Origin of the sequence: Kitasatospora sp. NBC_01539 (assembly GCF_045040525.1) — a bacterium.
Classification (GTDB): Bacteria; Actinomycetota; Actinomycetes; order Streptomycetales; family Streptomycetaceae; genus Kitasatospora.
The window spans coordinates 1,138,872-1,164,169 of the sequence record NZ_CP109390.1 but is presented as its reverse complement, the minus strand read 5'-3'; the positions used below and the strand labels follow the sequence as shown (position 1 = coordinate 1,164,169).

At 73.5% G+C, this 25,298-nt stretch carries 19 protein-coding genes; 12 read left to right on the top strand and 7 right to left on the bottom strand.

Features of this window, described 5'->3' with window-relative positions; genetic code table 11:
* Positions 1-183 precede the first annotated feature (183 nt).
* Positions 184-465 (top strand): MerR family transcriptional regulator, encoded by a 282-nt coding sequence (locus OG335_RS04940; protein ID WP_405015312.1) that lies wholly within the window; start codon positions 184-186, stop codon positions 463-465.
* Between the two features lie 1,348 nt (positions 466-1,813).
* Here OG335_RS04940 and OG335_RS04935 read toward each other — a convergent pair.
* The gene (locus tag OG335_RS04935) at positions 1,814-3,085 is read right to left on the bottom strand and encodes a cyanophycinase (RefSeq protein ID WP_405009750.1); all 1,272 of its coding nucleotides are present in this window, start codon (positions 3,083-3,085) and stop codon (positions 1,814-1,816) included.
* A gap of 321 nt (positions 3,086-3,406) precedes the next feature.
* Here OG335_RS04935 and OG335_RS04930 point away from each other — a divergent pair, with 321 nt between their 5' ends.
* The 8 genes from OG335_RS04930 (at position 3,407) to OG335_RS04895 (ending at position 12,578) form a co-directional block, all read left to right on the top strand.
* Positions 3,407-4,360: an ABC transporter substrate-binding protein gene (locus OG335_RS04930; RefSeq protein ID WP_405009749.1), complete on the top strand. Its 954-nt coding sequence runs from the start codon at positions 3,407-3,409 to the stop codon at positions 4,358-4,360.
* 1 nt (position 4,361) lies between these two features.
* Positions 4,362-5,312: an amino acid ABC transporter permease gene (locus tag OG335_RS04925; RefSeq protein ID WP_405009748.1), complete on the top strand. Its 951-nt coding sequence runs from the start codon at positions 4,362-4,364 to the stop codon at positions 5,310-5,312.
* A 16-nt stretch (positions 5,313-5,328) separates the two neighbouring features.
* Positions 5,329-6,081, top strand: a complete 753-nt coding sequence (locus tag OG335_RS04920) for an amino acid ABC transporter ATP-binding protein (protein WP_405015311.1) — start codon at positions 5,329-5,331, stop codon at positions 6,079-6,081.
* A complete protein-coding gene (locus OG335_RS04915) occupies positions 6,078-7,292 on the top strand; it encodes a M20/M25/M40 family metallo-hydrolase (protein WP_405009747.1) in 1,215 nt (404 codons plus the stop codon). Before OG335_RS04920 ends, OG335_RS04915 begins: the two co-directional genes overlap by 4 nt.
* Before the next feature lie 118 nt (positions 7,293-7,410).
* Complete coding sequence (locus tag OG335_RS04910; protein ID WP_405009746.1) at positions 7,411-8,715, top strand: cyanophycinase; 1,305 nt, start codon at positions 7,411-7,413, stop codon at positions 8,713-8,715.
* 116 nt (positions 8,716-8,831) lie between these two features.
* Positions 8,832-9,737: a MurR/RpiR family transcriptional regulator gene (locus OG335_RS04905; RefSeq protein ID WP_405009745.1), complete on the top strand. Its 906-nt coding sequence runs from the start codon at positions 8,832-8,834 to the stop codon at positions 9,735-9,737.
* 1,057 nt (positions 9,738-10,794) lie between these two features.
* A complete protein-coding gene (locus tag OG335_RS04900; protein ID WP_405015310.1) occupies positions 10,795-11,967 on the top strand; it encodes a type III PLP-dependent enzyme in 1,173 nt (390 codons plus the stop codon).
* The gene (locus OG335_RS04895) at positions 11,964-12,578 is read left to right on the top strand and encodes a GNAT family N-acetyltransferase (protein ID WP_405009744.1); all 615 of its coding nucleotides are present in this window, start codon (positions 11,964-11,966) and stop codon (positions 12,576-12,578) included. The genes OG335_RS04900 and OG335_RS04895 overlap by 4 nt, the downstream gene beginning before the upstream one ends.
* Before the next feature lie 60 nt (positions 12,579-12,638).
* Here OG335_RS04895 and OG335_RS04890 read toward each other — a convergent pair whose 3' ends face one another.
* Positions 12,639-13,979, bottom strand: coding sequence for a glutamine synthetase (locus tag OG335_RS04890; RefSeq protein ID WP_405009743.1), 1,341 nt, complete (start codon positions 13,977-13,979; stop codon positions 12,639-12,641).
* A gap of 145 nt (positions 13,980-14,124) precedes the next feature.
* Entirely contained in the window at positions 14,125-15,159 is a 1,035-nt protein-coding gene (locus OG335_RS04885) for a 3-oxoacyl-ACP synthase III family protein (protein WP_405009742.1), read from the bottom strand.
* Between the two features lie 326 nt (positions 15,160-15,485).
* Between OG335_RS04885 and OG335_RS04880 the strand changes: the two genes are divergently transcribed.
* Positions 15,486-16,568, top strand: coding sequence for an alpha/beta fold hydrolase (locus OG335_RS04880; RefSeq protein ID WP_405009741.1), 1,083 nt, complete (start codon positions 15,486-15,488; stop codon positions 16,566-16,568).
* Between the two features lie 83 nt (positions 16,569-16,651).
* Here OG335_RS04880 and OG335_RS04875 read toward each other — a convergent pair whose 3' ends face one another.
* Genes OG335_RS04875 through OG335_RS04860 form a run of 4 tightly spaced genes read right to left on the bottom strand, consistent with a single transcriptional unit; the run spans position 16,652 to position 21,869 of the window.
* Positions 16,652-17,428, bottom strand: coding sequence for an ABC transporter ATP-binding protein (locus tag OG335_RS04875; RefSeq protein ID WP_405009740.1), 777 nt, complete (start codon positions 17,426-17,428; stop codon positions 16,652-16,654).
* Between the two features lie 11 nt (positions 17,429-17,439).
* Positions 17,440-19,272: a dipeptide/oligopeptide/nickel ABC transporter permease/ATP-binding protein gene (locus tag OG335_RS04870; protein ID WP_405015309.1), complete on the bottom strand. Its 1,833-nt coding sequence runs from the start codon at positions 19,270-19,272 to the stop codon at positions 17,440-17,442.
* Positions 19,273-19,307: 35 nt separating this feature from the next.
* Complete coding sequence (locus OG335_RS04865) at positions 19,308-20,276, bottom strand: ABC transporter permease (protein WP_405009739.1); 969 nt, start codon at positions 20,274-20,276, stop codon at positions 19,308-19,310.
* A gap of 12 nt (positions 20,277-20,288) precedes the next feature.
* The gene (locus tag OG335_RS04860) at positions 20,289-21,869 is read right to left on the bottom strand and encodes an ABC transporter substrate-binding protein (protein ID WP_405009738.1); all 1,581 of its coding nucleotides are present in this window, start codon (positions 21,867-21,869) and stop codon (positions 20,289-20,291) included.
* 542 nt (positions 21,870-22,411) lie between these two features.
* Between OG335_RS04860 and OG335_RS04855 the strand changes: the two genes are divergently transcribed.
* Positions 22,412-22,762, top strand: a complete 351-nt coding sequence (locus OG335_RS04855) for a DUF5132 domain-containing protein (protein WP_405009737.1) — start codon at positions 22,412-22,414, stop codon at positions 22,760-22,762.
* 191 nt (positions 22,763-22,953) lie between these two features.
* Positions 22,954-25,251 carry an ABC transporter ATP-binding protein gene (locus OG335_RS04850; RefSeq protein ID WP_405009736.1) on the top strand — a complete coding sequence of 766 codons (2,298 nt, stop codon included), beginning with the start codon at positions 22,954-22,956 and terminating at the stop codon, positions 25,249-25,251.
* Positions 25,252-25,298 lie beyond the last annotated feature (47 nt).

Genomic DNA, 25,298 nt, shown 5'->3' with positions numbered 1-25,298 from the left:
AGGGCCGGTAGATGGTGTCAAACCCTTCGGGGCCCCGGGAGCAGCAAGCACCCGGGGCCCCTCAGCGCGTCCCCGGACACAACAGGAAGAGGTGCAGTGACCACGACAGCCTTGCGACCGCACACCCCCGACACCCCGGAGACGCCCGACCGTCTCGACGATGACGACTACCCCGCCTACACCATGGGCCGCGCAGCCGAAATGACCGGCACCACCCCCGGCTTCCTGCGCGCCCTCGGCGAACACCACCTCATCACCCCGCTGCGCTCCGACGGCGGACACCGCCGCTACTCCCGCTACCAGCTGCGCATCGCGATGCGCGCCCGCGACCTCGTCGACCGGGGCACCGCCATCGATGCCGCCTGCCGCATCGTCATCCTCGAAGACCAGCTCGAAGAAGCCCTGCGCATCAACGAACAACTGCGCCGACCCACCCGCGACCCTGCGCCGACCGCGGACACCTGACCCGCCGGGGAAAGGGCGCCAGGGCCGGGTGAGGCTCCACCGGCTTTACCGGCCCGCGGGCGGAGGCTGCCTGCAGTGAGCAGGTTGACCACGACAGCGGGCAGTTCTGTGCAGATCTTTCCCGTCGACCAGCACGTGCCCGCAGCCCACACCGCTCGTTGAACCATCGAGCGTCCCCGCCGGGACGCGTCGGCTGCGCTTCTCCTCCACGCACGGCCCGGACATCCCCACAAAGCCGGGCTCCGCAGCGCAGCCAGACCAGGGCGGCCGGACGGTATGCACCGGCCGTCCCGGCTACGGTCCAGGACTCCTCCCGCCCCCCGCACCTGGCCCGTGTCCAGCTGGCCGATGGTGTTCTTCGAAGGTTCCGGGCCCACTCACGCTGGTGACCCTGGAAAGCCGCAGCACTGCACCGCGGCACACGGATCCTTCCACCTGCCCGAACTTCACAGCGGCCCGGCGTCATCGAGGAACGCGGCACCGCGGCCGAAGCTCCACGCCGGCCCGGGCACGGCGCACGGCCCGCCGGGCTGAGCCGCCGGGGCGTCGTGCGGCCGGCTGCTACCGGTGGGGCGGGCCGGGGATGAGGTGGTACATGCCGCGGGCGGTCTTGCGGAAAGCGGCCGCCTTCGAGTTCGGAGGGACGGGCACGGCGCAGGTCGCCCCGGTCGGCCTCGACGCCGTCGGCGAGGTCGACGTAGCGGCGGATTAACCCGCTTTCCTGCTCGGTGAGCTCCTCGTCGGCCATCTGCTCCTCCGCACGCCTCGCCGTGCTTGCCGGCATGTCCCCGCGGGGCAAGGGCAGCCGTCCCGGCATCCGGCCGGCTGCCACGGGCGGGAGCGTCCGCCACCCGGGAGGCTGTCCAGGGTGGCGGACGCGGCATCGTGCGGGGCCGGCAGGCCGGTCGTCTGTCGAAGATCCGGGCTGTCCGCCTCCGGCCTGCTCTTCATTGCCAGGATCGCCGTCATCGGTGCGCTCGGCTGGAGCCGGTCGGCGACGATTCCGGTGGCCCGGTGGCCCGGTGGCCCGGTGGCCCGGTGGCCCGGTGGCCCGGTGGCCCGTTGGCCCGTTGGCCCGTTGGCCCGGTGGCCCGGTGGCCCGGTGGCCCGGTGGCCCGGTGGCCCGGCGGCCCGGCCGATCGGCTCACCGGTGAACGGGAGCGAGAACTGCCCGGGCAGCGTGACCGCCGCCTCCAGCAGCGCCTCGTCCACCCGCACGTTCTTCGCGTCCTTCCCGGGTGCGGCCGGCAGGCGATCGACGGGCGCCGCAGGTCGGTCCCGCTGACCCCGGGTCAGTCAGTCGGTGGGCCGGACCCCCACCGGAAGGCGCTCATGAACGTCCTCACTGTCAGTAGACGTACAGGTGGGTGGTGAGGTTGGCGAAGGAGATCGTGCTGCCGCTCTTCCACGCCTTGTAGCCGGTGCCCTTGGCCAGGTCGGCCTCGAAGGTCGGGCCGCTCTCGTAGCTGATGCCGTACTGGGTGGTGCTGCGGCCGGCGCCGACGAGTTCCCTGGCCATCTTGACCATCTGGTAGGAGTGGTCGGTGGGGGAGTTCGGGGAGGAGAAGACGTCGCTCCAGCGGCTGCCGACCGTCCCGCTGGTCGGGGCGTAGGCGGGCTTCGTGGAGGTGGCGGTCCAGGTGGCCGGGTTGTAGGTGTCGCCGTTGGTCAGGTAGGTCCACTTGACGCCGTCGACGGACCAGTAGCCGCTGTGGGTGCCGACGGTGTCGCTGCGCAGGTCGAGGATCGAGACGCCGTTGGTGCCGACGACGGCGTCGGACTCGTTGGCGGTGCCGGGGTTGGTGACGACCAGGGCGGTGTCCTCGTCGACGCCGAAGGCGCGGGTGTGGCCGGTGGCGGCGGCGAGGCGGGTGATGCGGCCCTCGCGGCCGCGGGCGGCGAAGTGGGTGTCGATCAGGCCGGAGGTGAAGAAGTTGAAGCCGCCCTCGGGCCGGTAGCTGAGGTCGTCGGGGTAGCTGTCGCTGATCGTGGTGTGGGGGCCGTAGCGCAGCGCGTCCCAGCTCTCGCCGCCGGTGACCATGTCGCGGCCGTTGGTGATGGCGGTGCCGGCGCTGGTGCCCATGACGGCCGCGCCTGCGGCGAACTTGGCGCGGATCGCGGCGAGTGCGGGGGAGTCGCTGTTGTCGCTCTTCATCAGGGTGGTGACCAGGCGGCTCTGGTCGCCTCCGCCGAAGAAGAAGCCGGTCATCGAGTTGATCTGGTTGAGGACGCTCTGGCTGGCGTTGTTGCCGATGTGGTCGAGGTCGATCGGGATCCACTGGGCGTCGGCCGCGCCGTAGCTGTTCTTCAGCAGGTTGCCGTAGTAGGTGCCGTTGCAGACGGAGTTGCTGCAGGTGGCCGGGTCGCCGGCGTTCGGGTCGTCGGCCGGGACGACCGAGGCGGCGGTGATGATGCCGATCCTGGCCGCCGAACCGCCGGACTTCGTGACGAAGGTGCTGTAGACGGCGCTGTTGGTGTCGGCGATGGCGCCGCCGCCCAGGATCAGGGCGCCGGGGCCGGTGGCGGCGTGCGCTGTGCCGACGGGCGTGAGGGCCCCGAGCGCCGCGGTGAGCGCGACGGTGAGGGCGAGGGCGGAGGTGCGGCGAGCGGTGGAGGTCACTGGCTGCTCCGTGGGGAGAGGCCCGGGCGCGGTGAGGGCCCGGGCGGGAGGGCCTGGCGCCGGGGCGGCGCGCAGGCAGACGCTCGGCCGTCCGGTGCGGGGTGTCCGGCGGCGGCAGAAACGGAACATACAGAAGCGCGGCTTCTGTGGGTAGATGTAATGAGAGGTTCGCCGAATGTTTAACACGGACGTGCCGTTGTGGTCTGGCCCGCCGGGATCCGACTGTCGTTATCTATTCGTAGCCGCTGTTACATCTGGCGCTTTAACTTGCCGATCTGTAACGTCTGCGGGGCCTGCTTCGGTACCCTCTGAAAGGTCCCCATGTCTCGCTCCGCCCTGCACAGAACCACGCTGCCCGTCGTCCTGCTCGCCACCGGCCTCGCAGTCGCCGCCTGCGGCAGCTCCACCACCCCGGCCGCCGACGCGAGCGTCGTGGCCCCCGTGACCGTCGCGGGCGTCACCCTCACCCCGGACCAGGCCCTGCACGACGCGCTCCCCGACGCCGTCAAGAAGTCCGGCAAGGTCCGGGTCGCCACCGACGTCCCGTACCCCCCGTTCGAGATGTACGTCTCCGAGGGCAGCAAGGAGATGACCGGCCTCGACTACGACCTCGGACAGGCCATCGGCGCCAAGCTCGGGGTCCGCTTCGAGTTCCAGGCACAGAAGTTCGACGGCATCGTCCCCGCCCTCCAGGCCGGCAAGTACGACGCCGCGATCAGCGCCATCACCGACAACAAGGAGCGCGAGCAGGTCGTCGACTTCGTCGACTACTCCGTCTCCGGCAGCGGCATCCTGGTCGCCAAGGGCAACCCGCAGAAGATCACCACCCTCGACGACCTGTGCGGGCACGCCGTCGCCGTGCAGACCGCCACCAACCAGCAGAAGCTCCTGGACAAGCACCAGGACAAGTGCCGCGAACTCGGCAGGGGCGCCGTCGACGTCCAGGCCTTCCCCAAGGACTCCGACGCCCAACTCGCTCTGCGCTCCGGCAAGGTGGTCGCCGACGTCCTCACCAAGCCCGCCGCCGGGTGGACCGCGAAGACCGCCGACAACGGCGCCGCGTTCGAACTCGCCGACGACCCGGCCGCGCTCGGCGGCTACAACGCCTCCCCGAACGGCATCGCCGTCTCCAAGAACCTGCCGCAGCTGACCGACGCGGTGCAGAAGGCCCTGCAGTCCCTGATCGACGACGGCTCGCTCGCCAGGATCTACGACAAGTACGGGGTGGCTTCGATCGCCGTGCAGCAGGCCACCAAGAACAGCGCGGTGGACTGACATGCCCGTCACCGCACCCCCCACCGAGGCGGCCCCCGCCCGGCCGGACGACCTGGTGGCCGTCCCGGTCCGGCGCTGGGGTCGGTGGGCCGCCGCCGTCGCAGCCGTGCTCGCCGTCGTCGGCCTGGTCGGCTCGCTCGCCAAGAACCCCAACCTGCACTGGGACGTGGTCGGGCACTACCTGTTCGCCGACCTCATCTTCGACGGCCTGGCCACCACCCTGTGGCTCACCGTCGCCGCGATGGCCGTCGGCCTCGGCCTGGGCGTCCTGGTCGCCGTCATGCGGCTTTCCGCGAACCCCCTCCTGTACGGGCTCTCCACCGGCTTCGTCTGGCTGTTTCGAGGCACCCCGCTGCTGGTCCAGATCATCTTCTGGGCCTACGCGGCCGCGCTCTACAAGCACCTGATGATCGGCATCCCGTTCACCACGGTCACCTTCGTCGAGCTCGACACCAACAGCCTGCTCACCCCGTCCGTCGCGGCACTGCTCGCGCTCGGCCTGAACGAGGCCGCCTACGCCTCGGAGATCGTCCGGGCCGGCATCCAGTCCGTCGACCCGGGCCAGACCGAGGCCGCCCACTCCCTGGGCATGAAGCCCGCCCTGACGATGCGCCGGATCGTCCTGCCGCAGGCCATGAAGGTCATCATCCCGCCGATGGGCAACGAGACCATCAACATGCTCAAGACCACCGCGTACGTCTCGGTGATCGCCGCGCACGACCTGATGTCCAACATCCAGGACGTCTACGCCCAGAACTACCAGGTCATCCCGATGCTGGTGGTCGCCGCCCTCTGGTACCTGGCGCTGACCACGGCGCTCTCCGGGCCGCAGGCCTGGCTGGAGCGCCGCTACGGCCGCGGCGCCGCCCGCGCCGGGCACGTCTCCCCGCTGCGGCGGATGTTCACCGGCCTCCCCGGCCTGCTCCCCACCACCCGCGAACGGAAGGGCTGAACCGATGGCCCGGCCCATGGTGCACGCCGAGGGCGTGCGCAAGCACTTCGGCAGGCTGGAGGTCCTCAAGGGCGTCGACCTGACCGTCGAGCGCGGACAGGTCTGCTGCCTGCTCGGCCCGTCCGGCTCCGGCAAGTCCACCTTCCTGCGCTGCATCAACCACCTGGAGAAGGTCGACGGCGGACGCCTCACCGTCGACGGCGACCTGGTCGGCTACCGGCAGTCCGGCAACCGGCTGCACGAGCTGCGCGAGGCCGAGGTCGCCGAGCGCCGCCGCGAGATCGGCATGGTCTTCCAGCGCTTCAACCTCTTCCCGCACATGACCGCCCTGGAGAACATCACCGAGGCACCGGTCCGGGTCGCCGGGGTCAACCGCACCGACGCCCGCCGGGAGGCGCTGCGCCTGCTGGACCGCGTCGGCCTCGGCGACCGCGCCGACCACTACCCCGCCCAGCTCTCCGGCGGCCAGCAGCAGCGGGTGGCGATCGCCCGCGCGCTGGCGATGAAGCCCAAGCTGATGCTCTTCGACGAGCCGACCTCCGCCCTCGACCCCGAACTCGTCGGCGACGTCCTGGACGTGATGCGCGACCTGGCCGCCGACGGCATGACGATGGTCGTGGTCACCCACGAGATCGGCTTCGCCCGCGAGGTCGGCGACACCGCCGTCTTCATGGACGAGGGCGTGGTCGTCGAGGCCGGCCACCCCCGCACCGTGCTGGTCGAACCGGAGCAGGAGCGCACCCGCGCCTTCCTGTCCAAGGTCCTGTGAGCGCCGCCCCCGCCCGTGCCGCCCTCGACCCGCGCGCCGCGGTGATCCTGGACGCCGCCCGGGCCGCCCTGCCCCGCTACCTCGCCGACCTGGCCGACCTCGTCGCCGTCGACTCCGGCAGCCACCACCCGGACGGGGTCAACCGCGTCGCGGACCGGCTCACCCACCGGCTGCACGGCATCGGGTTCGCCACCGAGCGGATCCCCGTCGAGTCGGTCGGCGGCCGCTCCTGGGGCGACGTGCTGGTCGGCCGGTTGCCCGGCACCCTGCCGCCGGGCGAGGGCGGCGCCCGGATCGTCCTGATCGGCCACATGGACACCGTCTTCGAGGAGGGCACTGCCGCCGCCCGGCCCTTCCGGGCCGACGGCTCCCGCGCCCACGGCCCGGGCGTCAGCGACGACAAGGGCGGCCTGCTGGCCGGCGTCACCGCCGCCGAGCTGCTGGTCCGCCAGCACCGGACCTCCTTCGCCGAACTCGTCCTGATTGCCACCCCCGACGAGGAGGCGGGATCGCCGGCCAGTCGCCCGGTGACCGAACTCCTCTGCCGCGGCGCGGACTTCGCCCTCGGCCTGGAGTGCGCGCGGGAGAACGGCGACCTGGTCGTCCAGCGCAAGGGCGTCGCCGACCTGCTCGTCACCGTCACCGGACGGGCTGCGCACGCCGGCATCGAACCCGAACGAGGCGCCAACGCCGCCCTCGCCGCTGCCCACCTGGTGGTCGCCCTCCAGGCCCTCAACGGCATCCGGCCGGGCGTCACGCTCAACGTCGGCGTCGTTCGGGCCGGCACCAGGCCCAACATCGTCTGCCCCGAGGCCGAACTCCACGTCGAGGTCAGGGCCACCACCCGCGACGCCCTGCACACGGCCCTCGACGCGATCCGGGAGACGGCGAGCCGCACCGCCGTCCCCGACACCACCGCCCGGGTCGACCAGCTCGACCTCTGCCCGCCGATGGAGTTCGGCCCCGGGACGCGGGACCTGCTCGCCCTGGCCCGCACCGCCGCCGCCGACCTCGGCTTCACCGTGGGAGGCGCAGCCACCGGCGGCGTCGGCGACGCCAACTTCACCTCCGGCCTCGGGATCCCCACCCTCGACGGCCTCGGCCCCGTCGGCGGGGCCGACCACACCCCCGAGGAGTGGCTCGACACTGCCGGCGTGCCCGCCCGGATCGCCCTCCTGGCCACCCTGATCGAACGGCTCAGGCGCAGCTGATCCCCGTCGAACCACCCGCCGCACCCTCCCGGAGGGGCCCGCACCGGACACCCCCGTGGTGCCGTGCGGGCCCGCCGCGACCCCGCAAGCACCGGCCCGACCGCCAAGGAGCCCGCCCGTGAACCACTCCCGCCCCGCCCGCCCCCGGCGCGCTGCCCTCATCCTCGCCGCCGCCCTCGCCACCGTCGCCTCGGCCGCCCCGCCCGCCCTCGCCCACCCCGCCGCCGGACACCATCCCGGCGGCACGCTCGTCCTCGTCGGAGGCGGGCTCAAGGACGACAACGCCGAGGTCTACCGGGAGATCGTCGCCAAGGCCGGCGGCCCCGGCCGGGCCCGGATCGGCGTCCTCACCGCCGCCTCCGTCCCCGAGAGCCAGGACCCCAACGCCGCCGACCCCGCCAAGTGCTCCAACTCGGCCTGCAACGGCGCCTACTACGCCGACCTGTTCCGCCACCACGGCGCGGCCGACGCCCAGTGGGTCCCGATCGATCTCGACCACCTCGACGCCGCCGACTCGGACGCCGTGGTCGCCCGGGTCGAGTCGATGACCGGCTTCTTCTTCGGCGGCGGCGACCAGTACCGCTACGTCACCACCCTGCTGCACGGCGACGCCCACACCGACTCCAAGGTGCTGGCCGCGATCCGCACCAAGCTCGCCGCCGGCGCCGTCGTCGCGGGCTCCAGCGCAGGCGCCCAGATCGCTTCCGGACCGGACATGATCACCGGCGGCGACAGCTACCGGGCCCTGCGCGACGGAAGCACCCCCGGCTACTTCGCCGACCCCGCCCGGCTCGGCTACCTCCCACAGGGCGGCTTCGGCTTCTTCGACGCCGGCCTGCTCGACACCCACACCGGCACCTACGGGCGCGAGGGCCGCGCCGTCCGCCTGGCCGCCGACACCGGCCACGGCCGGGTGTTCGCCCTCGACGAGGACACCGCGATCGAGGTCGAGCACGCCGGCACCCGCGACGAGACCCTGCGGGTGCTCGGCACCCACGGCGTCACCGTCCTCGACCTGCGCCGGGCCCGCACCCGCACGGCCGACGGCCGCTGGGCCGTCGACGGGGTCCGCTACAGCTACCTCACCGACGGCGACCGCTACCGACCCCACAGCTGGACGGTGCGGCCCGCCCCCGCCAAGGACCGCCTCCGGGCGACCGGCACCACCCCCGTCCCCGCCAACCACGACGCCTTCTACTCCGTCGACGACCCGAACGGCGCCCCCTACTCCCTCTCCGGCACCGCCCTGGCCCTCACCGCCCAGCGCACCCAGCACACCGCCACAGCCACCACCTACGAGACCGGCCCCGTCTTCACCGTCACCCTCCAGCGGCGGCCCGGCACCCGGGCCTGGACGTCCGACGGCGCCACCGCCGTCTCGTTCGCCGACCTCGACCTCGCCATCGCCCCCAGCGCCCGGTAGCACCCGGCAGGGAACATCACCGAACAAGATCTCCGCAGCCGGGCCCTTCGCTAGGCTGCGGAGCACCACAGCTCCGGACCGTCCACCCCGCCGACGCCCGGGAAAGGAACCGCGCCATGGCACCCGTCACGCTCGCCGAGGACATCCGCCAGCGCCTGGGCGACTGCAGCCCCGCCGAGCGGAAGGTCGGTCGGGTCCTGCTCGCCGGCTGGCCGGCCGCCGGCTTCGAGACCGTCGCCACCCTCGCCGAACGCGCTGACGTCAGCGCCCCCACCGTCATCCGGTTCGTCAACCGGCTCGGTTATCGCGGCTTCCCCGACTTCCAAGCCGCGCTGCGCACCGAACTCGACGAGCGCCAGGCCTCGCCGCTGACCCTCTACAGCACCGGTCGCTACGGCGGGACGGGCGAAGGGGAGGGCGAGGGCGAGGACGGCGGGCACCCCCCGCAGTCCGGCACGGCGGGCCTGCTCGCCCACGGCCGCGAGGTGTTCACCGCGGCCGTCGACCGCACCCTGGCCGAGGTCAGCCCGCACGAACTGGAGCGGGCCGTGCAACTGCTCGCCGACCCCAAGCGCCGCATCACCCTGGTCGGCGGACGCTTCACCCACCTGCTCGCCCAGTACCTCGGCCTGCACCTGATGCAACTCCGCGGCGACGTGCGCTTCCTCCCCGACCGTCCGGTCGAGCGGACGGCGCTGCTCGCCGCCCTCGGACGCCGCGACGTACTGGTCGTCTTCGACTACCGCCGCTACGAGACCGACAAGACCACCCTCGCGGAACTGGTCCGCGAGGCGGGCGGACGCGTCGTCCTGTTCACCGACGCCTGGCTGTCGCCGGTCTCCACCCAGGCCGAGGTGGTCCTCTCCAGCCAGGTCGGCGCACCCTCCCCGTACGACAGCCTGGTGCCGACACTCGCCGTGGTGGAGACCGTCGTCGCCGGGCTGATCGCCGAGATGGGGGAGCGGGCCCACCAGCACATGAAGCACAGCGAAGCGACCGCCGACCGGATCGGCCTGACCTGAGGACAGGCGGCCCCGGCCCGGGAACCGACGCGGGAACGCTGTGACGTTCCCGCGACACAGGGGGGCTCCGACGGTGCAAGACGCCACGGACGGCGGCCCTGGGACGTGGAGGACGCGTTGCTCTTACCCCTGAGAGGGCTGCAGCGGACCGTGTCGGCGCCCGACATCGTCACGTCTCGTAGATCGCCTCTCCTCGAAACGGCTCGCCCGGGGGCAGGGACGACACGAACGTCGCCGCGAGGAGGTCGTCGAGGAGCCCCCCACCCGGTCGGGCGGAAGGCCACGGGTCCGGTCCCCTGCCCGACGGGTGTACCGCTGCGAGGAGCCCGTGATGCCGATGCCGCCCGAGATCGGCCGCGCCGAGATCGACCCCGCCGAGATCAACCGCGCCGTGGTCGCCGCGCTGTGGAGGAGTCGGCCGGTGTGGGCACCGTGATCTGCGACGGCGTCCGGTGGGACCTGATCGTCAAGGCCGTAGCGGCTCGCATCGGTGCCGTTCGGGTGGTTCCGCGTGTCGAGCTGTGACTCCGGGCGCTGTTGCAGCGGCCGACAGGGACTGGCGGGAACAGGACCGGGAACGTCCCAGGGGCCTGGCATCCCGTCGGCGCCGACGGGTGCGTTCGTACACCACGCGCTTGGTACGTCGGCCTGACCGGAGGCTCCCCACCGCCCGGTTCGAACGCGACACCGGCGACGCGGCGGTGCACTGCCTCGGCGAGCGGCAGGCCCGGAGAGGGCGCACGGCAGGCGCAGGTGAGGGCCCGGAAAGTACATAGAGTGCGGCGGAGGGAGGAACCCGGGTCAGGCGTTCCGGTCGACCTTCGGACCCCTCGTCTCCTGGCGCCGGCAAGCTCCTGGCGCCGATCATCCAGTCGGAATTGGGAGTTCACACGTGAGGCCTCAGGCCACCGACACGCGTCAGATCGCCGAACCGCGCCGGACGGCCGATGGCGGCAGAACCGGCCACCGCACCCTGACCGCGTCGGCCACCGTGCAACCCTCCACCGCGTTCCTCGCCGGTCAGCACAGGCACCCGGGCCGACACGACCACTCCGCCCTGCGTGCCGCGCTCGCCGTCGCCACGGAGGACGTCATCGTCTACGACCTGGACGGCATCGGGCGCCAGTACACCGCCCTGTGCGCCGAACTGCCCGGCTTCTCGGTCCGGTTCGCGATGAAGGCCTGCCCGGTGGACGAGGTGCTCGGCCACCTCGCCGGGCTCGGGTCCGGCTTCGACGCGGCCAGCCCGCAGGAGATCGTCCAGGCGCTGCGCACCGGGGTGGCCCCCGAACTGATCCACTACGGCAACACCGTCAAGTCCGACGCCAACATCGACGAGGCCTACCGGCTGGGTGTGCGCGACTTCGCCACCGACAGCCCGGAGGACGTCGCCGCGATCGCCGAACACGCCCCCGGCTCACGGGTGTTCTGCCGGGTCGCAACCACCGGCGACGGCGCGCTGTGGGGTTTGAGCCGCAAGTTCGGCTGCTCGCCCGAGGACGCCCTGCGGGTGCTCGACGCGGCCCGGGCCGCCGGACTGGTGCCCTCCGGTCTGTCGGTGCACGTCGGTTCCCAGCAGATGACGGCCGACGCCTGGGGTGAGGCGATCGAGACGCTGGCCGGCGTGCTGGAGGCGCTCAACCGGCACGGCATCGTTCCGGACCGGATCAACCTCGGTGGGGGACTGCCCGCCCTCGGCGTCCTCGACCGGCACGGCCGTCCGCTGGAACCGCCGCTGGACAAGATGTTCGCGGTGATCCGCGAAGGCGTGGAACGGCTGCGCGCCGTCAACGCCGCCCCGCTGGACTTCCTGCTGGAGCCCGGCCGGCACCTGGTCGCCGACCACGGCGCGATCCGTGCCCACGTCGCCCGGCTCACCTCGCGCCACCGGCTCGACGGCACCCGTGAGGACTGGCTCTACCTCAGCTGCGGAAAGTTCAACGGCCTGTACGAAATGGACCAGTTGCAGTACCGGCTGGAGTTCCCGACCCGTCCCGGCGGGCAGTCGGTCGACGCCGTGGTGGCCGGTCCGACCTGCGACAGCGACGACGCGTACGCCCAGGAGGACGGCTTGGTGCGGGTCCCGCGCACGATCGCCTCCGGCGACCCGGTCTGGGTCCACTCCTGCGGCGCGTACGCCGCCGCCTACGCCACCCGGGGGTTCAACGGCTTCCGCCCGTTGCCGTACACCTGCGTAGGCGGTTCGGCGCCGGACGGAGCCGCCGCATGAGCGACACCCGGATCCGGCTGCTCCGGGAGGAGGACTGGGACGAGGTGGTCGCACTGGAGGAGCGCGCCTACACGGCGAGCGGCCTGTCCGAGGGGGAGGAGGCACTGCGCTCCCGGCACCGCGCCTCGCCCTCGACCTGCTTCGTGCTGGAGCACGCGGGCGGCTTCGGCGGCTACCTGCTCGCACTGCCGTACCCGCTCTTCCGCTGCCCGGACCTGAGCCTGGCCGAGGGGGGCACGGTGAGGGAGGACCGCGAGGGGAGCAACCTGCACCTCCACGACCTGGTGATCGCCGAGCGAGCACGTGGCCGGGGCCTGGCCCGACGGATGCAGCGGCACCTGGAGGAGACCGGGTGGTCGGCCCGCTACCGGACGCTCTCCCTGGTCGCCGTGCACGGCTCGCAGAGGATGTGGACGCTGCTGGGCTACCGCACCCGGCCGGAGATCGGGCTGCCCGCGAGCTACGGCGCCGAGGCGGTCTACATGGCGAAGCCGGTGGAGCGGGCCGTCACCGACCCGGCTCCCGGCCGTCCGGCGCAGGTCGCGGACGCGGAGGGCGCGCCGCGGGCGATCGGGTGCGCCGGGCTGCCCGCCGGGTCGGCGCGGGATTGAGCGTGCGGGCCGGCCGGCCGCGGACCGGCCGGCCGTTCGGGGGAGATGCGTGATTCTCCGTCAGTACCGCCAGCGGACGGCCTCGATGACGTCCTCGTCCGTGTGCGCGGCGAACAGCTCCGCCTCAGCCCGCCGTACGGCCAGCACGTTCCCGTACAGCTCGGGGCCGAGTGCCTGCCGCAGCACCGCGGACTTCTCGTACGCGTCGGTCGCCTCCGACAGGCTCGCCGGGAGGCGCTCGGCGCTGCCGAGGGCGGCGGGGTCGCTCCGGGTCTCGGGCGGGAGGGGCAGGCCGGCGTCGAGCCCGGCGAGTCCGGCGGCCAGCACGCCGCCGATCGTCAGGTACGGGTTGGCGGCGGCGTCGAAGCACTTGAACTCGGCGTTGGCCTGCCCGGCGGTGGAGCCGGCGATCAGGCGTAGCGCCGCCTCGCGGTTCTCCAGGCCCCAGCAACGGTAGGCGCCGGCGAAGTGGGAGGGGACCAGGCGCAGGTAGGAGGCGACGCCGGGCGCGCCGAGGGCGAGCAGGGCGGGCAGTTCGGCCAGTGCGCCCGCGAGGAACTGCTCGGCTTCGGGGTGCAGCCCGTGGCGGCCGGGGCCGCCGTGCCCGAGGTTCCGGTCCTGTCGCCAGATGCTGAGGTGCAGGTGGCCGCCGTTGCCGATCGCGCCCTCGGAGAAGACGGGCGCGTACGAGACCCGCAGGCCGTGCCGGGCGGAGACGGCCCGGACGGTGTGGCGCACCAGCATCGCGGTGTCGGCGGCCTCCACCGGCCCCTCGGCGGCGACCGAGACCTCGAACTGCCCGGCGGCGTACTCGGGGTGGATCTGCAGCACGGCCAGCCCCTGCTCGGTGAGGGCGCGCAGCACCTCCCGCAGGTAGTCGGAGTGCTCGATGAAACGGGCCATGCCGTACGCGGGTTCGACCGTCGCGGGGTTTCCGGCGGCGTCGGCCACCACCCACTCGATCTCGATCCCGGCCCGCACCGAGAGCCCGCGTCGCTCGACGGCCTCGGCGGCCCGGCGGGCGAAGCCGCGCTGGCAGCCGGGGTGCGGGGTGCCCTCCTGGGTGTGGCGGTCGGCCGGGGCCCAGGCCCAGCCGGGCTGGGCGGCGAGCACGGTGAGCCGGTCGAGGTCGGGGACGAGCCGCAGGTCGCCCACGGGGCCGGTGCTCGAAGGTGTGGTGGTGAAGGAGTCGTCCACCAGGGAGAGGTCGAAACAGGGTACGGCGCCGACACCGTACGCGGCGGCGTGTTCGAGCTGGTCGAGCGGGACGGACTTCACCCGGGTGATCCCGGCGTTGTCGACCCAGCCGAACACCACCCCGTCGATTCCGTCGGCGGCGAGCTGGGCTTCGGCCGACCGGGCCTGGGCGGCCCGTTCGGCCCGGGAGTGCGTGGTGGTCATGACGCCCATGCTGGTGTCCGCGGCGGCGGGCGTGCCGGGAAAACTGCCGGGGTTCACTCGTTCGTGAACGCTCGGAGTGGTGGCGTGCCACAGGACGCGGGCGCGGGAGACGCCGGGGGAGGGCGCTGTCCGTCCCGGGGATCCCTCAGACGTGCCGGAGGCAGAGGGTTCCCCACTGGAAGCCGGCGCCGATTCCGGACAGCACGTAGACGTCTCCCGGGAGCAGGGCGCCTGCGGAGACGGCGGAGTGGAGCGCGGTGAACAGGCCCGCCGAACCGGTGTTGCCCAGCCGGTCGACGGTGACGGGCGCGCGCTCACGGGGAACGCCCAGGGCTGCCAGGGCTGCGGTGAGGATGTTCAGGTTGGCCTGGTGCAGGAAGAAGTGCCGGACATCGTCGATCGGCACGCCGGCGCGCCGGGTGGCACTGGTGATGCTCTCGGGCAGGCGGGTGGTCGCCGCGTCCCAGACGGCGCGACCGTCCATGGACAGGTAGTGGTCTCCGGCGGCGACGGTGGCGGCGCTGGCGGGCAGCCGGGAGCCGCCGGCGGGGATCTGTACGCCGTAGGACAGCCGGGAGCCCAGATCGTAGGAGAGCAGGCCCGCTCCGGGGGCGTCGGTGCGGGTGAGGACGACGGCCGCCGCGGCGTCTCCGAAGAAGACGGCGGTGGTGCGGTCGTGGGGATCGGTGATCCTGGACGCGCAGTCGGCCGCGAGGAGCAGGACGGTGGTGATGGAGGGGTTCTGCAGGAGGTGGGCGGCGATCAGCATGGCCTGGACGCCGGAGGCGCAGGCGGCCTGGGTGACGTCCAGGGACAGCGCGCGGTGGGCGCCGAGGGCGTCCTTGACGATCAGCGCGGTCGACACGAGTGGCTGGTCACCCGTGTAGGTGGCGACGATGACCGCGTCCAGCCGGGCGGGCTCGATGCCGGCGGCTTCCAGGGCCGGGTGGGCGGCGGCGACGCACATGTCGGAGGTCGCCAGGTGCGGGGCCAGGCGGCGGCGTTCGCGGATACCGGTGCGACTGGTGATCCATTCGTCGGTGGTGTCCAGAGTGCGGGTGAGTTCCTGGTTGGTGACGACCGCCGGTGGCAGGTGCATCCCCGTCCCGGCGATGGAGAACGGCACGGACAGGCCGGCGCCGGTCTGATGGAACAGGGTCTGGTCCAGGGCCACGGTCACGCTGCGGCGCTCCGCCCCGGCGCGATCGGCGCACCTCGGTGAACTCCCATATTCCGTTCCTTTCGAAATCGTCCGTGAATGACCTGGCGCTGCCCGGTCCGTTGAATTCCGACGCCGAATCTTCTCACGGAAAGAAGGTGGGTAGATCGCCCTTTAATCCGTGAGTGTGAGGAAATATTTGACCGCTTGACACCGCGGTGCCGGAAATTCTTCGCCGTGTCGCGGAACGGCAGCCGCCGGGCGTCCACCGCGATCCGAGTGGGGGCGGACGGGCCGAGGACGGATACTGGTGGCGATCGGATTTCGAATGCCTTTGCGGAGGGTCGATGCGCCGGGACGGACGGGTCGCGGACTCCTTGCTCGCGCTGCTGAGCCGGGACTGGCTCGGGGCGCCGGTCGCGGTGCTGGTGGTGGGGGTGGGCGTCGGGCTGGTCGGGTCGCGGGCGGCCTGGGCGGTGGTGCTCGGCGGCCTGGCTGTGGCCGTCGGTGCGCTGCTGGCGGCGGGCAGCGCGCGGCACCTGGTGCTGTTGGCCCGGAAGGCGCGGGCGAGTCCGCCGCCGGGGCGGCTGGTGGACGTGGGTGACCACCGGATGCACGTCCTGGGCGAGGGGGAGGCGGACGGCGGGCCGACGGTGGTCTGGATGCCCGGCGGGCATGCCCCCGGAGCGGAGTTCCGGGAGTTGCACACGATGCTCGCCGGTAGCAGCCGGTCGGTGCTGGTCGACCGCCTCGGGACGGGCTGGAGCGATGTCGGGCCCTTCCCCCGGACGACGGCGGGCGAGGCGGAGGAACTGCTGGCAGCGCTGGAGGCGGCGGGGGAGCGGGCCCCCTTCGTGTTCGTCGGCCACTCCTTCGGCGGGCTGCTGGTCGCGAACGCGGCGAGGCGGCGGGCGGACCTGGTGGCGGGGCTCGTGCTGCTCGACCCGACGCCCCTGGAGGTCATCGCCTTCGGGCCGCCCAACGGGCAGCTCGCGGCGATGCGCCGGGGCTTCCTGCTGACGGCGGTGCGGCAGTTGTTCGGTGCCCACCGCGGCCCCGCGGACCGGGTCGGGCAGGGCTGCGCGGCCGTCTCGGCCTTCGCCGAGCTGTCGCCGTCCGGGCTGGCGAGGGTCGGCTGGGAGACCGTGGTGTACGACGGGGATCTCGGGGACCTGCCGCTGGTGCTGGCGGTACCCCGTGACCTCACCGGCGGTGAGGCGGTGCTGGCCGCTGCCCGGGACGCCGCCGAGGCCGAGCGGATCAGCCGCTTCTACCTCCGGAGCAGGGTCCGGTACCTGGCGGCGTCGACGGCGGCACGGCTGGTGTACACGCCGGAGGGGACGGGCCACGACTTCCCGAGCGAGGCACCGGAGTTCGTGGTCGGCGTGGTCGAGGGCCTGCTGCGGGAGCTGCGGGCGGCCGGCCCCTGACCGTCCGCGCGGAGCCGGCGGGGAAGGAGCGCCCGCATCCCCGTCCGGGGGCTCCGGCGGCCGCCGTGTCCGGGGCCCGACGGTCATGACGTGCTCCGCTCGGGCGGGGAGGCGCGCAGGGAGGGCACGGAGGCGAGCAGCGTCCGGGTGTAGGGATGCCGCGGTGCGTGCAGGATCGTCCCGGTGGGGGCGGACTCGACGATCCTGCCGTGCCGCATGACCGCCACCGTGTCGGAGACGTGGCAGACCGCCGGCAGGTTGTGGCCGATGAACAGCATCGACAGACCGAGCCGCCGCTGGAGTTCGCGGATCGTGTTGAGGACGCCGGCCTGCACCGAGACGTCGAGGGCCGAGGTGACCTCGTCCGCGATCAGCAGGCCCGGTCCGACGGCCAGGGCGCGGGCGAGGGCGACCCGCTGACGCTGGCCGCCGGACAGCTGCCGCGGCAGGCGGTCGACGAGCCGGGGGTCCAGGCCGACGAGGCCGAGCAGTTCGGTGACGCGCGCGGCGCGGGCGGCCCGGTCGAGCCGGCGGAAGACGGTGGCGGCTTCGACGAGCGTCTGGCGGGCCGTCATCCGGGGATCCAGCGCGGTGTCCGGGTCCTGGAGGACGACCTGGACGAGGCGGCCGAGTCGGCGCCGGTCGCGCACGGTGCGGGTGCGGACCTCCTGGTCGTTGATCAGGATCCGTCCGCCGTGCACGGGGAGGAGGCCGACGATCGCGCGGGCCAGGCTGGACTTCCCGGAGCCGGACTCGCCCACGAGACCGAGCGTGGTGCCGGACGGGACCTCCAGCGAGACGCCGTCGACGGCGGTGACCGGTCCGCGCGGGCCCGGGTGGCGGACAGTGAGGTCGGTCACCCGGAGGACGGTCATGACGCGGCCGCCGTCTCCGGGGCCGCTGCCACCGGTACCGGGTACCAGCAGGCGACCCGGTGGCCGGCGTCGAGGTCCTCCAGCGGCGGGGCCTGCTCGGCGCAGTGGTCCCGGCGGTGCGGACAGCGGGGCTCGAACGGGCATCCCGGTGCGGGTGCCAGCGGGTCCGGCGGTGCGCCCCCGATCGTCGGCAGCGGCCGGTCGCGGTCGGCGGCGAGGTCCGGTACCGAGGCGACCAGGGCCCGGGTGTAGGGGTGCCGGGCGCGGTCGGCGAGGCGGTCTGCGGGCAGGGTCTCGACGATGGTGCCCGCGTACATCACCAGGACGCGTTCGCAGAACTCGCCCACGAGCGCGATGTCGTGGCTGATGAACAGGATCGCGGCGGAGGTGTCCCGCCGGATGTCGGTGAGCAGCCCGGTGATCTGCCGCTGCACGGTGACGTCGAGCGCGGCGGTGGGTTCGTCGGCGATGATCAGCCCGGGCCGCACCATCAGCCCGGCGGCGATCAGCACGCGCTGGCGCTGGCCGCCGGAGAGCTGGTGCGGACGCGAGCGCAGCAGCGCCGGGGGCAGGGCCACCCGGCGCAGGGCGTCGGCGGCCTGCGAGGCGGCCTGTGCACGGCTGGCGCCGCGGTGGGCCCGGACCGCCTCGGTGAGCTGGGTGGCGACCCGCAGGGACGGGTTGAGCGCCGAGGCCGGATTCTGGAAGACCACTGCGAGGCCCGTCGCGAGGTGCCTGTCCCGTTCCCCCGGGGGCAGGACGGCGAGGTCGGCCCCGCGCAGGCGCAGGGTGCGCCGGGAGACCCAGGCGCCGTGCGGGAGCAGGCCGGCGACGGCGAGCGCGGTGAGCGACTTGCCCGACCCCGACTCGCCGACGAGCCCGACGATCTCGCCCGGCCGCAGCGACAGGCCGACGTCGCGCACCGGCCGGATCGGGCCGTCCCGGGTGGGGAGTTCGACGGTGAGGCCCTCGACCTGGAGGACCAGCCCGTCCTCGGCGGGGCCGCTCGGGGCAGGCGTCGGCACGGGCGTGCGCGGCGCCGGGCCGCGCCGGGCGGCGCTCCCGGCCAGGACCTCGCCGAGCAGTTGGAAGGCCAGGGCCGCGTAGAGGACGGCCAGGCCCGGGGCGAGTGCGGGCACGGGCTCGACATAGATCCGGTCGAGCCCCTGGTTGAGCAGCTGACCCCAGTCGTAGCCGGGCGGTTGGACGCCCAGCCCCAGGAAGCTCAGCCCGGAGAGCGCGACCAGGGTGCTGCCCGCCGCCGTGGTGATGCTCAGCAGCAGCGGCTCGGCGATGTTGGGCAGGACGTGCCGCCACAGCAGCCGGTGGCGGCGCAGGCCGAGGACCCGGGCCGCGGCCAGGTGGTCGGTGCCCGCGACGCCGGCGGCGAGGGTCTGGGCGAGCCGGGCGTATCCGGCGACGCCCGCGGCGGCAAGGGCAAGCACCGCCCCGGCCGCGCCCGCGCCGGACACGACCGCGAGGAACACGGCGACGAGCAGCGCCGGGAAGGCGAGCAGGAGGTTGATCAGCCCGGCGGTCAGCCGGCGGGCGCGCCGGCCGAGGACGGCGGTGCAGGCCCCGAGGAGCACCCCCGCGGCCGCGCCGAGCAGGACCGCCGCCAGCGCGAGCAGCAGGGAGGGCCGGGTGGCCGTCAGGACCCGGGCGAGCAGGTCCCGGCCGAGGTTGTCGGTGCCGAAGGGGTGTTGCCCGGAGGGGCCCTGGAGCACGGCCGCGGGGTTCGGGCGGTCGGCTGCCGCGCCCCAGACCAGTGGGCCGATCAGCGCGAGCGCGACGAGTGACGCCAGCATGACGGCGGTGGTCCAGGCCATGGGCGAGCGCCGGAGGCCGGGTGGAAGGCTCATGGTCACATCTCCCGGATCGCCGAACGGGGGTCGAGCACGGCGAGCAGCACGTCGACCAGGAGGCCGGCGAGCAGCACGGCGGTGCCCAGCACCAGCACCACGGCCTGGACCACCGGGTAGTCCTGGGCGACCACGGACTGGGCCATGGCGGAGCCGATGCCGGGCCAGGCGAAGACCTTCTCGACCAGCACGGTGCCGGCGATCAGGGCGGGTAGCAGGTTCCCGGCGACGGTGAGTGCGGCAGCGGCCGTGTTCGGTGCCGCGTGGCAGAGGTAGCGGCGCGCGCGGGACAGCCGTTTGCTGCGCGCGGTGCGCAGGTAGTCCTCGTCCAGCACCTTCAGTGCCTCCACCCGCACGATGCGCAGCAGGACGGCGGTGGGGGCGAGCGCGAGCGCGAGGACGGGCAGCACGAAGGACTCGGCGCCGGTCGCGCCGGCCACCGGGAGCAGTCGGAGGCCGACGGCGAGCAACGCGGTGAGTCCGGTGGCCAGGACGAAGTCCGGTACTCCGGCCACGGCGGCGGTGGCCACGGTGAACACGAGCTCGGTGCGCGGGCGGCGGCCGTCGCGGGTGCGGACGGCGGCCAGCAGGCCGCCGGGCAGTGCGACGGCGAGGGTGGCCAGAAAGGCGAGCCCGGCGATCTCCAGCGTGGCCGGCAGCCGGCCGCGGACCAGTTCCGCGACCGGTGTCCCGGTGATCAGCGAGGTGCCGAGGTCGCCGTGCAGGAGGCCGCCGAGGTAGTGCCGGTACTGGGACAGGAAGGGCGTGTCGAGCCCGAGGGCGTGCCGGCGGGCGGCCACCAGGTCGGGGGCGGCGTCGACGCCGAGCGCGGCCCGGACCGGATCGCCGGGGATGAGGCGGACCATCGCGAACGACGCGGTGAGCACGGCCGCGAGGGAGAGGAGCAGCCGGATGCTGCGGCGGCCGAGGAACACCGTCCAGGGGTGCCGCAGCAGCTGGGGTACGGACATGGTGGCCCCGGGTCACTCGTGGAGGCGGATGCTGGTGGGAACGAGCTGGCCGCCGAAGGTGGTGGTGAAGGTGGTGCGGTAGCCGTACACACTGCTCCGCCCCTCGGCGATCGGCAGCGCGTCGGCCGAGCGGAAGAGCGAGGCGGCGGCGCGGTTCCAGGTGTCGCAGCCCGCCGTGTCGGTCTCCCGGAGGGCCCGGGCGACCAGGGCGTCGTACTCGGGGTTGGCCACGGCCGCGAAGTTGAGGCCCCGGGCGGGGGTGGGGCCGGAGAAGAAGGGGACGAAGCCGACCGGCAGGGCGAAGCCCGGGGTGCTGCCGACCACCACGTCGAAGTCGGCGCTCCGGTACATGGCGTTGACGAGGGCGGGCAGGCTCTCGGTGACCAGCTCGACCTCGGCACCGAGCGCCGTCCACTCCCGGGCCATCAGCTCGGCGACGGAGGCGAGGGTCGGGCCGAGGTCGGAACTGGTGATCAGGCGGAGCCGGAGCGGTCGGCCGTCCTTGGTCGGCGGGCCGTGGGCGGAGCGGGTCCAGCCGGCGGCGCGCAGGGCCTCGGTGGCGTCCTGCGCGGGCAGGTTGGCGTCGGCGAGGTCGGCGTGGCAGACGGCGCCCACCGCGCCGAAGTCGGTGGCGGGGCTGCCGGTGCCGCCGACGGCGACGTTGGCGAGCCCCTGGCGGTCGAGGGCGGAGACCAGGGCGCGGCGCAGCGCCGGATCGGCGAGTGCCCGGCCGGGGCGCTGGTTGAAGAAGGTCAGCCCGATGACGGTCGCCACGTCGGTGGTCGCCAGGCCGCGGCCGGTGAGCCGGGCCCGCTCGGGCCCGCTCACGCCCGCGATGTCGACGCCGCCGGTGAGCAGCAGGTTCGCCACCGTGGAGGCCTGGGGCACCACCGAGATGACGACCCGCGCGGGGAGCCCGGGCACGGCGGTCGTCGCCCCGGCGGGCCCCCAGGCGTAGCCCTCGCGGACGGTGAACTCGTACGGCCCGCCGGGGGTGTAGCGGGTCAGCACGTAGGGGCCGGTGCCCCGGGTGGCGCGGTCCAGCGCACGGGGCCGGTCGAGGCCGGCGGGGCAGACGATCGGCAGCAGGCCGAGGGTGCGGGTGAGGAACGGGAAGGGGGCGGCGGCGTTCACCGACACCGTGCCCGTCCCGTCGTCGGCGCTCGCGGTGAACGGAACGTCCGGGAGGACCGTCCGGGCGCCGGCGAGCTGGTGGGCCGGGTCGCCCGCGTAGGTGAGTGACCCGGCCACGGCCGAGGCGGTGAGGGGGGTGCCGTCGGAGCAGGTGATGCCCGGGCGGAGGGTGAAGACGGCCGCGGTGGCCGTGGCCTGCCAGGAGGAGGCCAGGCCGGTGACCAGGGTGCCGTCGGGGGCGAGATTGACCAGCGAGTCGTAGGCGTAGCGGGCGTGGGAGGCGCCGAAGGCCGAGTACGGGTCGAAGCTCGGCGTCTCGCTGGACTCGGCGATCCGGACGGTGACGCGGTCCGCCAGGGGGGTGGTCGTCGAGGAGGCGGCGCCGCCGCAGCCGCCCAGTGCGAGGGCCGAGGCGGTGAGGGCGGCTGTCAGGACGACCGGCGGGGTACGTCGGGGCATGACGTCATGGTGTCACCGGGTCCTGGTCGTGGTGAATCAACTGACGTGCACGGCAGAAGTGTTCGAGCATCCGAAGGTGCCTGGTGGCTGGGCCGCGAGCCGTCCGGGGCGGCGGGGCGGGCGATCCTCGTTCACCCTCACGAGGGGGTGGCGGGGCTCGCTGCCGCGAGTCCGACGGGGGCGGGAAGCCGCCGTTCCCGGGGGCTGCGGCGGTGGGCGGCGCGGCAATGTGATGCTCATTCGAAGCGGATAACCGGGTCATAGTACAAAATGGCGTTCGAGTGCGCGGGGATTCGAATTTCACGGGAAAGTCGTGACCACTCGCACGAGTGAACCCGGCCGAATCCATTTGGCTCAGGCCGGCATGGTTCGAGTACGGTGGCCACGGGATCGGACGGCGCGTTCCGGTGTCCGGGAAGCCGATTCGTTAGGTGATTCCCGGATTCCGAGATGGAATGCTTCCATCCGCCCGGCTGTGCGCTGCTCCGGTGTTCGCCGTGCCCGGGTTCCCTGTCATACATGCGTAGAGAGGACGGAGCATCATGCCACCCCTGGTACCCCCATTCCTGGTCGGTCTCATCGTCGCGCCGCTGGCCAAGCGACTTCTCAAGCCACTGGTGCGCGGAGTCGTCAAGACATCCGTCGGCATCGCGATGGAGGTGAAGAAGGCGGCCCAGGAGGCCGGGGAGAACATCCACGATCTCGCGGCGGAAGTGGCCGCCGACGTGGTGGCCGCCCAGATCGCCGCCGATGAAATCGAGGACCACTCCGGTGACGGCCGGCACGCCGCCGGGAACGGTGCCAAGGGAGGGGCTGTTGGCCACGCCGAGGGGGACGCGAGGACCCCGAAGATCCGGGCGACCGCCGGCACCGCCGCCGGAAAGTCGCACTGACGGTCCGTGAGGACCGCGGCCGCCGCCAGGCGCGCCCGCCGATCGAGTTCGGCGGAACGCGCCCCGGCGGCGGCCGTTCGCAGGCCGTTCGGCCGCAACAGAACCGCTCTCCAGAATCTCCCGCTCCGTCGCCGTGATCCGTCGTTCCCGTGACAGTTCTCCGTGACCTCCGCAAACAGGTGATCGTACACATGCCATCGCTACGAGGTGCCGCAGCCGGATTCGGCTCCGTGGAACCGGGCGCGAGCCCCCGCTCGGTCACCCCGGGCCGCCAGCGCTGGGACGTCAGGCTGGTGCTCGGACGGCCCCGGACGGCCGAGGCCCTCGCCGCCGCGCTGCGCCGCGTTCCCGGGATCACCGAGGCCCGGGCCAACCCGGTCACCGGCGGGGTGCTCGTCCGGCACGACGCGCGGCTGCGCGCCGCGGAGGTCGGCCGGATCGTCCGCAGGGTCGTCGCCCGGGTCGCGGAGGATCCGACCGGGGCGCGAGGCCAGGCGCCGGCCCGGCCCGCCTCGGCGTCGGCCCCGCAGACGGGCCGCGGCCTGGTCGTGCGCCCCGTGCTCGCCGTCGGCGGCGGGGTCGCGGCCGGGGTCGCGCTGATCAGAGGATCGGCCTTGAGCAGGCAGCTGGTGGCGGTGGGAGGGGTGGCCGTGGCGACCGCGGTCGTCCTGCGGAAGGCATGGAACAGAACGGTCGACGCGCCCCGGGACGCGGCCGCGCCTGGCACCGAACGCCACCCCCTGCTGGAGATCGTCGGACCGCACCGCCGCCGCCTCCACCGGGCCGCCGCCCTGTCCGTCGCCTGCCAGGCCGCGGAAGTGGCACTCGGCACCTTCCTCGGATGGACCGGCCTGGTCCTCATCAAGGGTGAGGCGGCTCCCCTGGTCAGCCTCGGCCTGACCACGGCCTCCGCCCAGCTCTGGGGGCTGGCCGGGCTGGTGGCTGCCGCCTGCGCCGCGGTGGCGGGCCTCTCGTACGCCTCGAACCTCCAGTGGCGCCGACTCGGCCAGGACATCGAGCACGACTGGCGCGGACGCACCTACCGACACGTCCAGCACCTCGAACTGGGACACCTGGAGGGCGAGCGGACCAGCCGGGTGGCCGGCGCGCTCACCAACGACGTCGGCCAGCTGGGCGCCTTCTTCGCCGGCCCGGCCAACGACGTGCTGCAACTCGGCACCAGCCTGGCCCTCCTGGTACCGGCGTTCCTCCTGCTGGCACCGCAGATCGCGTGGATCGCGTTCCTGCCGATCCCGGTCATCGCCTGGCTCTCGCTGCACCACCAGGACAAGGCCGCCGCAGACTACGCCGCCGCCGGCGAGCACCGGGCCAGGCTGGGCAGCCAGGTGATCAACTCGCTCGAAGCCGGCGCGACCGTCAAGAGCTTCTGCACCGAGGACTACGAGGCCGAGCGCATCGACGGGCTGAGCGAGGAGGTCCAGGAGAGCGGTCGGCAGACCGATCGGAGCACGATCCGCCACGCCGAGACCGTCCGGGCCTGCACCACCGCGTCGATGGCCGGCACCCTGCTGATCGGCGGCCGTGCGGTGCTCGACGGCACCCTGCGCTTCGAGGTGTTCAGCCCGCTGATCGGGCTGCCCCAGATGCTGCTGATGCGGATGAGCCGGCTCGGCGGCATCGCCGACCAGTACCAGCGCACCCTCGCCTCCTACGACCGGGTCCAGCGGCTGCGTGCCCTGCCCGTCGAGGCGGACGGCGGCGACGGGACACTCGACCCCGCGGACGTGCGGGGCGAGATCGTCCTCGACGGGGTCACCTTCGCCTACCCCGGCCGACCGGCGACCCTGGAGAACCTCTCGCTGACCATCCGGGCCGGGCAGGTGACCGCCCTGGTGGGTGCCACCGGATCGGGCAAGACGACGATCGCCAGACTGCTGATGCGCTTCCAGGACGCGGAGTCCGGCCGGGTGCTGCTCGACGGACAGGACGTCCGGGACCTGCGGCGGCACGACCTGCGCCGCGCCATCGGCTTCGTCGCCCAGGACCCGTTCCTCTTCGACGGGAGCATCGCCGACAACATCCGCTACGGCAGCTTCGGAGCCCCGGACGAGGCCGTGGTCCAGGCCGCCGCCATGGCCGAGGCGCACACCTTCATCGCGACGCTGCCGGACGGCTACGACACCCTGATCGGCGAACGCGGCACCGCGCTCTCCGGCGGCCAGCGGCAGCGGATCGCCCTGGCGCGCGCGATCCTCAAGGACTCGCCGGTCGTCATCCTCGACGAGGCCACCTCCGCCGTGGACAACGAGACCGAGGCCGCCATCCAGCGCACACTGCGCAGCTTCGCGTCCGACCGGACGATGGTCGTCATCGCCCACCGCCTCTCCACGGTCCGCCACGTCGACCGGATCTACGTCATGGACAAGGGCGGCATCGTCGCCGAACAGGGCACCCACGACGAACTCCTCGCCCAGCACGGACTCTACGCATCCCTCTGGCAGCTCCAGGCCGGCGAACTCGCCGCCTGACCGTACAGAGCCGCCCCCCGGCCGCCGACCGCGTGACGCCACCGCGG

Bases quoted from the DNA above. Each gene is read 5' to 3' on its own strand.
- OG335_RS04940 (WP_405015312.1), top strand. From the start codon at position 184: ATGGGCCGCGCAGCCGAAATGACCGGCACCACCCCCGGCTTCCTGCGC.
- OG335_RS04930 (WP_405009749.1), top strand. From the start codon at position 3,407: ATGTCTCGCTCCGCCCTGCACAGAACCACGCTGCCCGTCGTCCTGCTC.
- OG335_RS04925 (WP_405009748.1), top strand. From the start codon at position 4,362: ATGCCCGTCACCGCACCCCCCACCGAGGCGGCCCCCGCCCGGCCGGAC.
- OG335_RS04920 (WP_405015311.1), top strand. From the start codon at position 5,329: ATGGTGCACGCCGAGGGCGTGCGCAAGCACTTCGGCAGGCTGGAGGTC.
- OG335_RS04905 (WP_405009745.1), top strand. From the start codon at position 8,832: ATGGCACCCGTCACGCTCGCCGAGGACATCCGCCAGCGCCTGGGCGAC.
- OG335_RS04895 (WP_405009744.1), top strand. From the start codon at position 11,964: ATGAGCGACACCCGGATCCGGCTGCTCCGGGAGGAGGACTGGGACGAG.
- OG335_RS04890 (WP_405009743.1), bottom strand. From the start codon at position 13,979: ATGACCACCACGCACTCCCGGGCCGAACGGGCCGCCCAGGCCCGGTCG.
- OG335_RS04880 (WP_405009741.1), top strand. From the start codon at position 15,486: ATGCGCCGGGACGGACGGGTCGCGGACTCCTTGCTCGCGCTGCTGAGC.
- OG335_RS04870 (WP_405015309.1), bottom strand. From the start codon at position 19,272: ATGGCCTGGACCACCGCCGTCATGCTGGCGTCACTCGTCGCGCTCGCG.
- OG335_RS04865 (WP_405009739.1), bottom strand. From the start codon at position 20,276: ATGTCCGTACCCCAGCTGCTGCGGCACCCCTGGACGGTGTTCCTCGGC.
- OG335_RS04860 (WP_405009738.1), bottom strand. From the start codon at position 21,869: ATGCCCCGACGTACCCCGCCGGTCGTCCTGACAGCCGCCCTCACCGCC.
- OG335_RS04855 (WP_405009737.1), top strand. From the start codon at position 22,412: ATGCCACCCCTGGTACCCCCATTCCTGGTCGGTCTCATCGTCGCGCCG.
- OG335_RS04850 (WP_405009736.1), top strand. From the start codon at position 22,954: ATGCCATCGCTACGAGGTGCCGCAGCCGGATTCGGCTCCGTGGAACCG.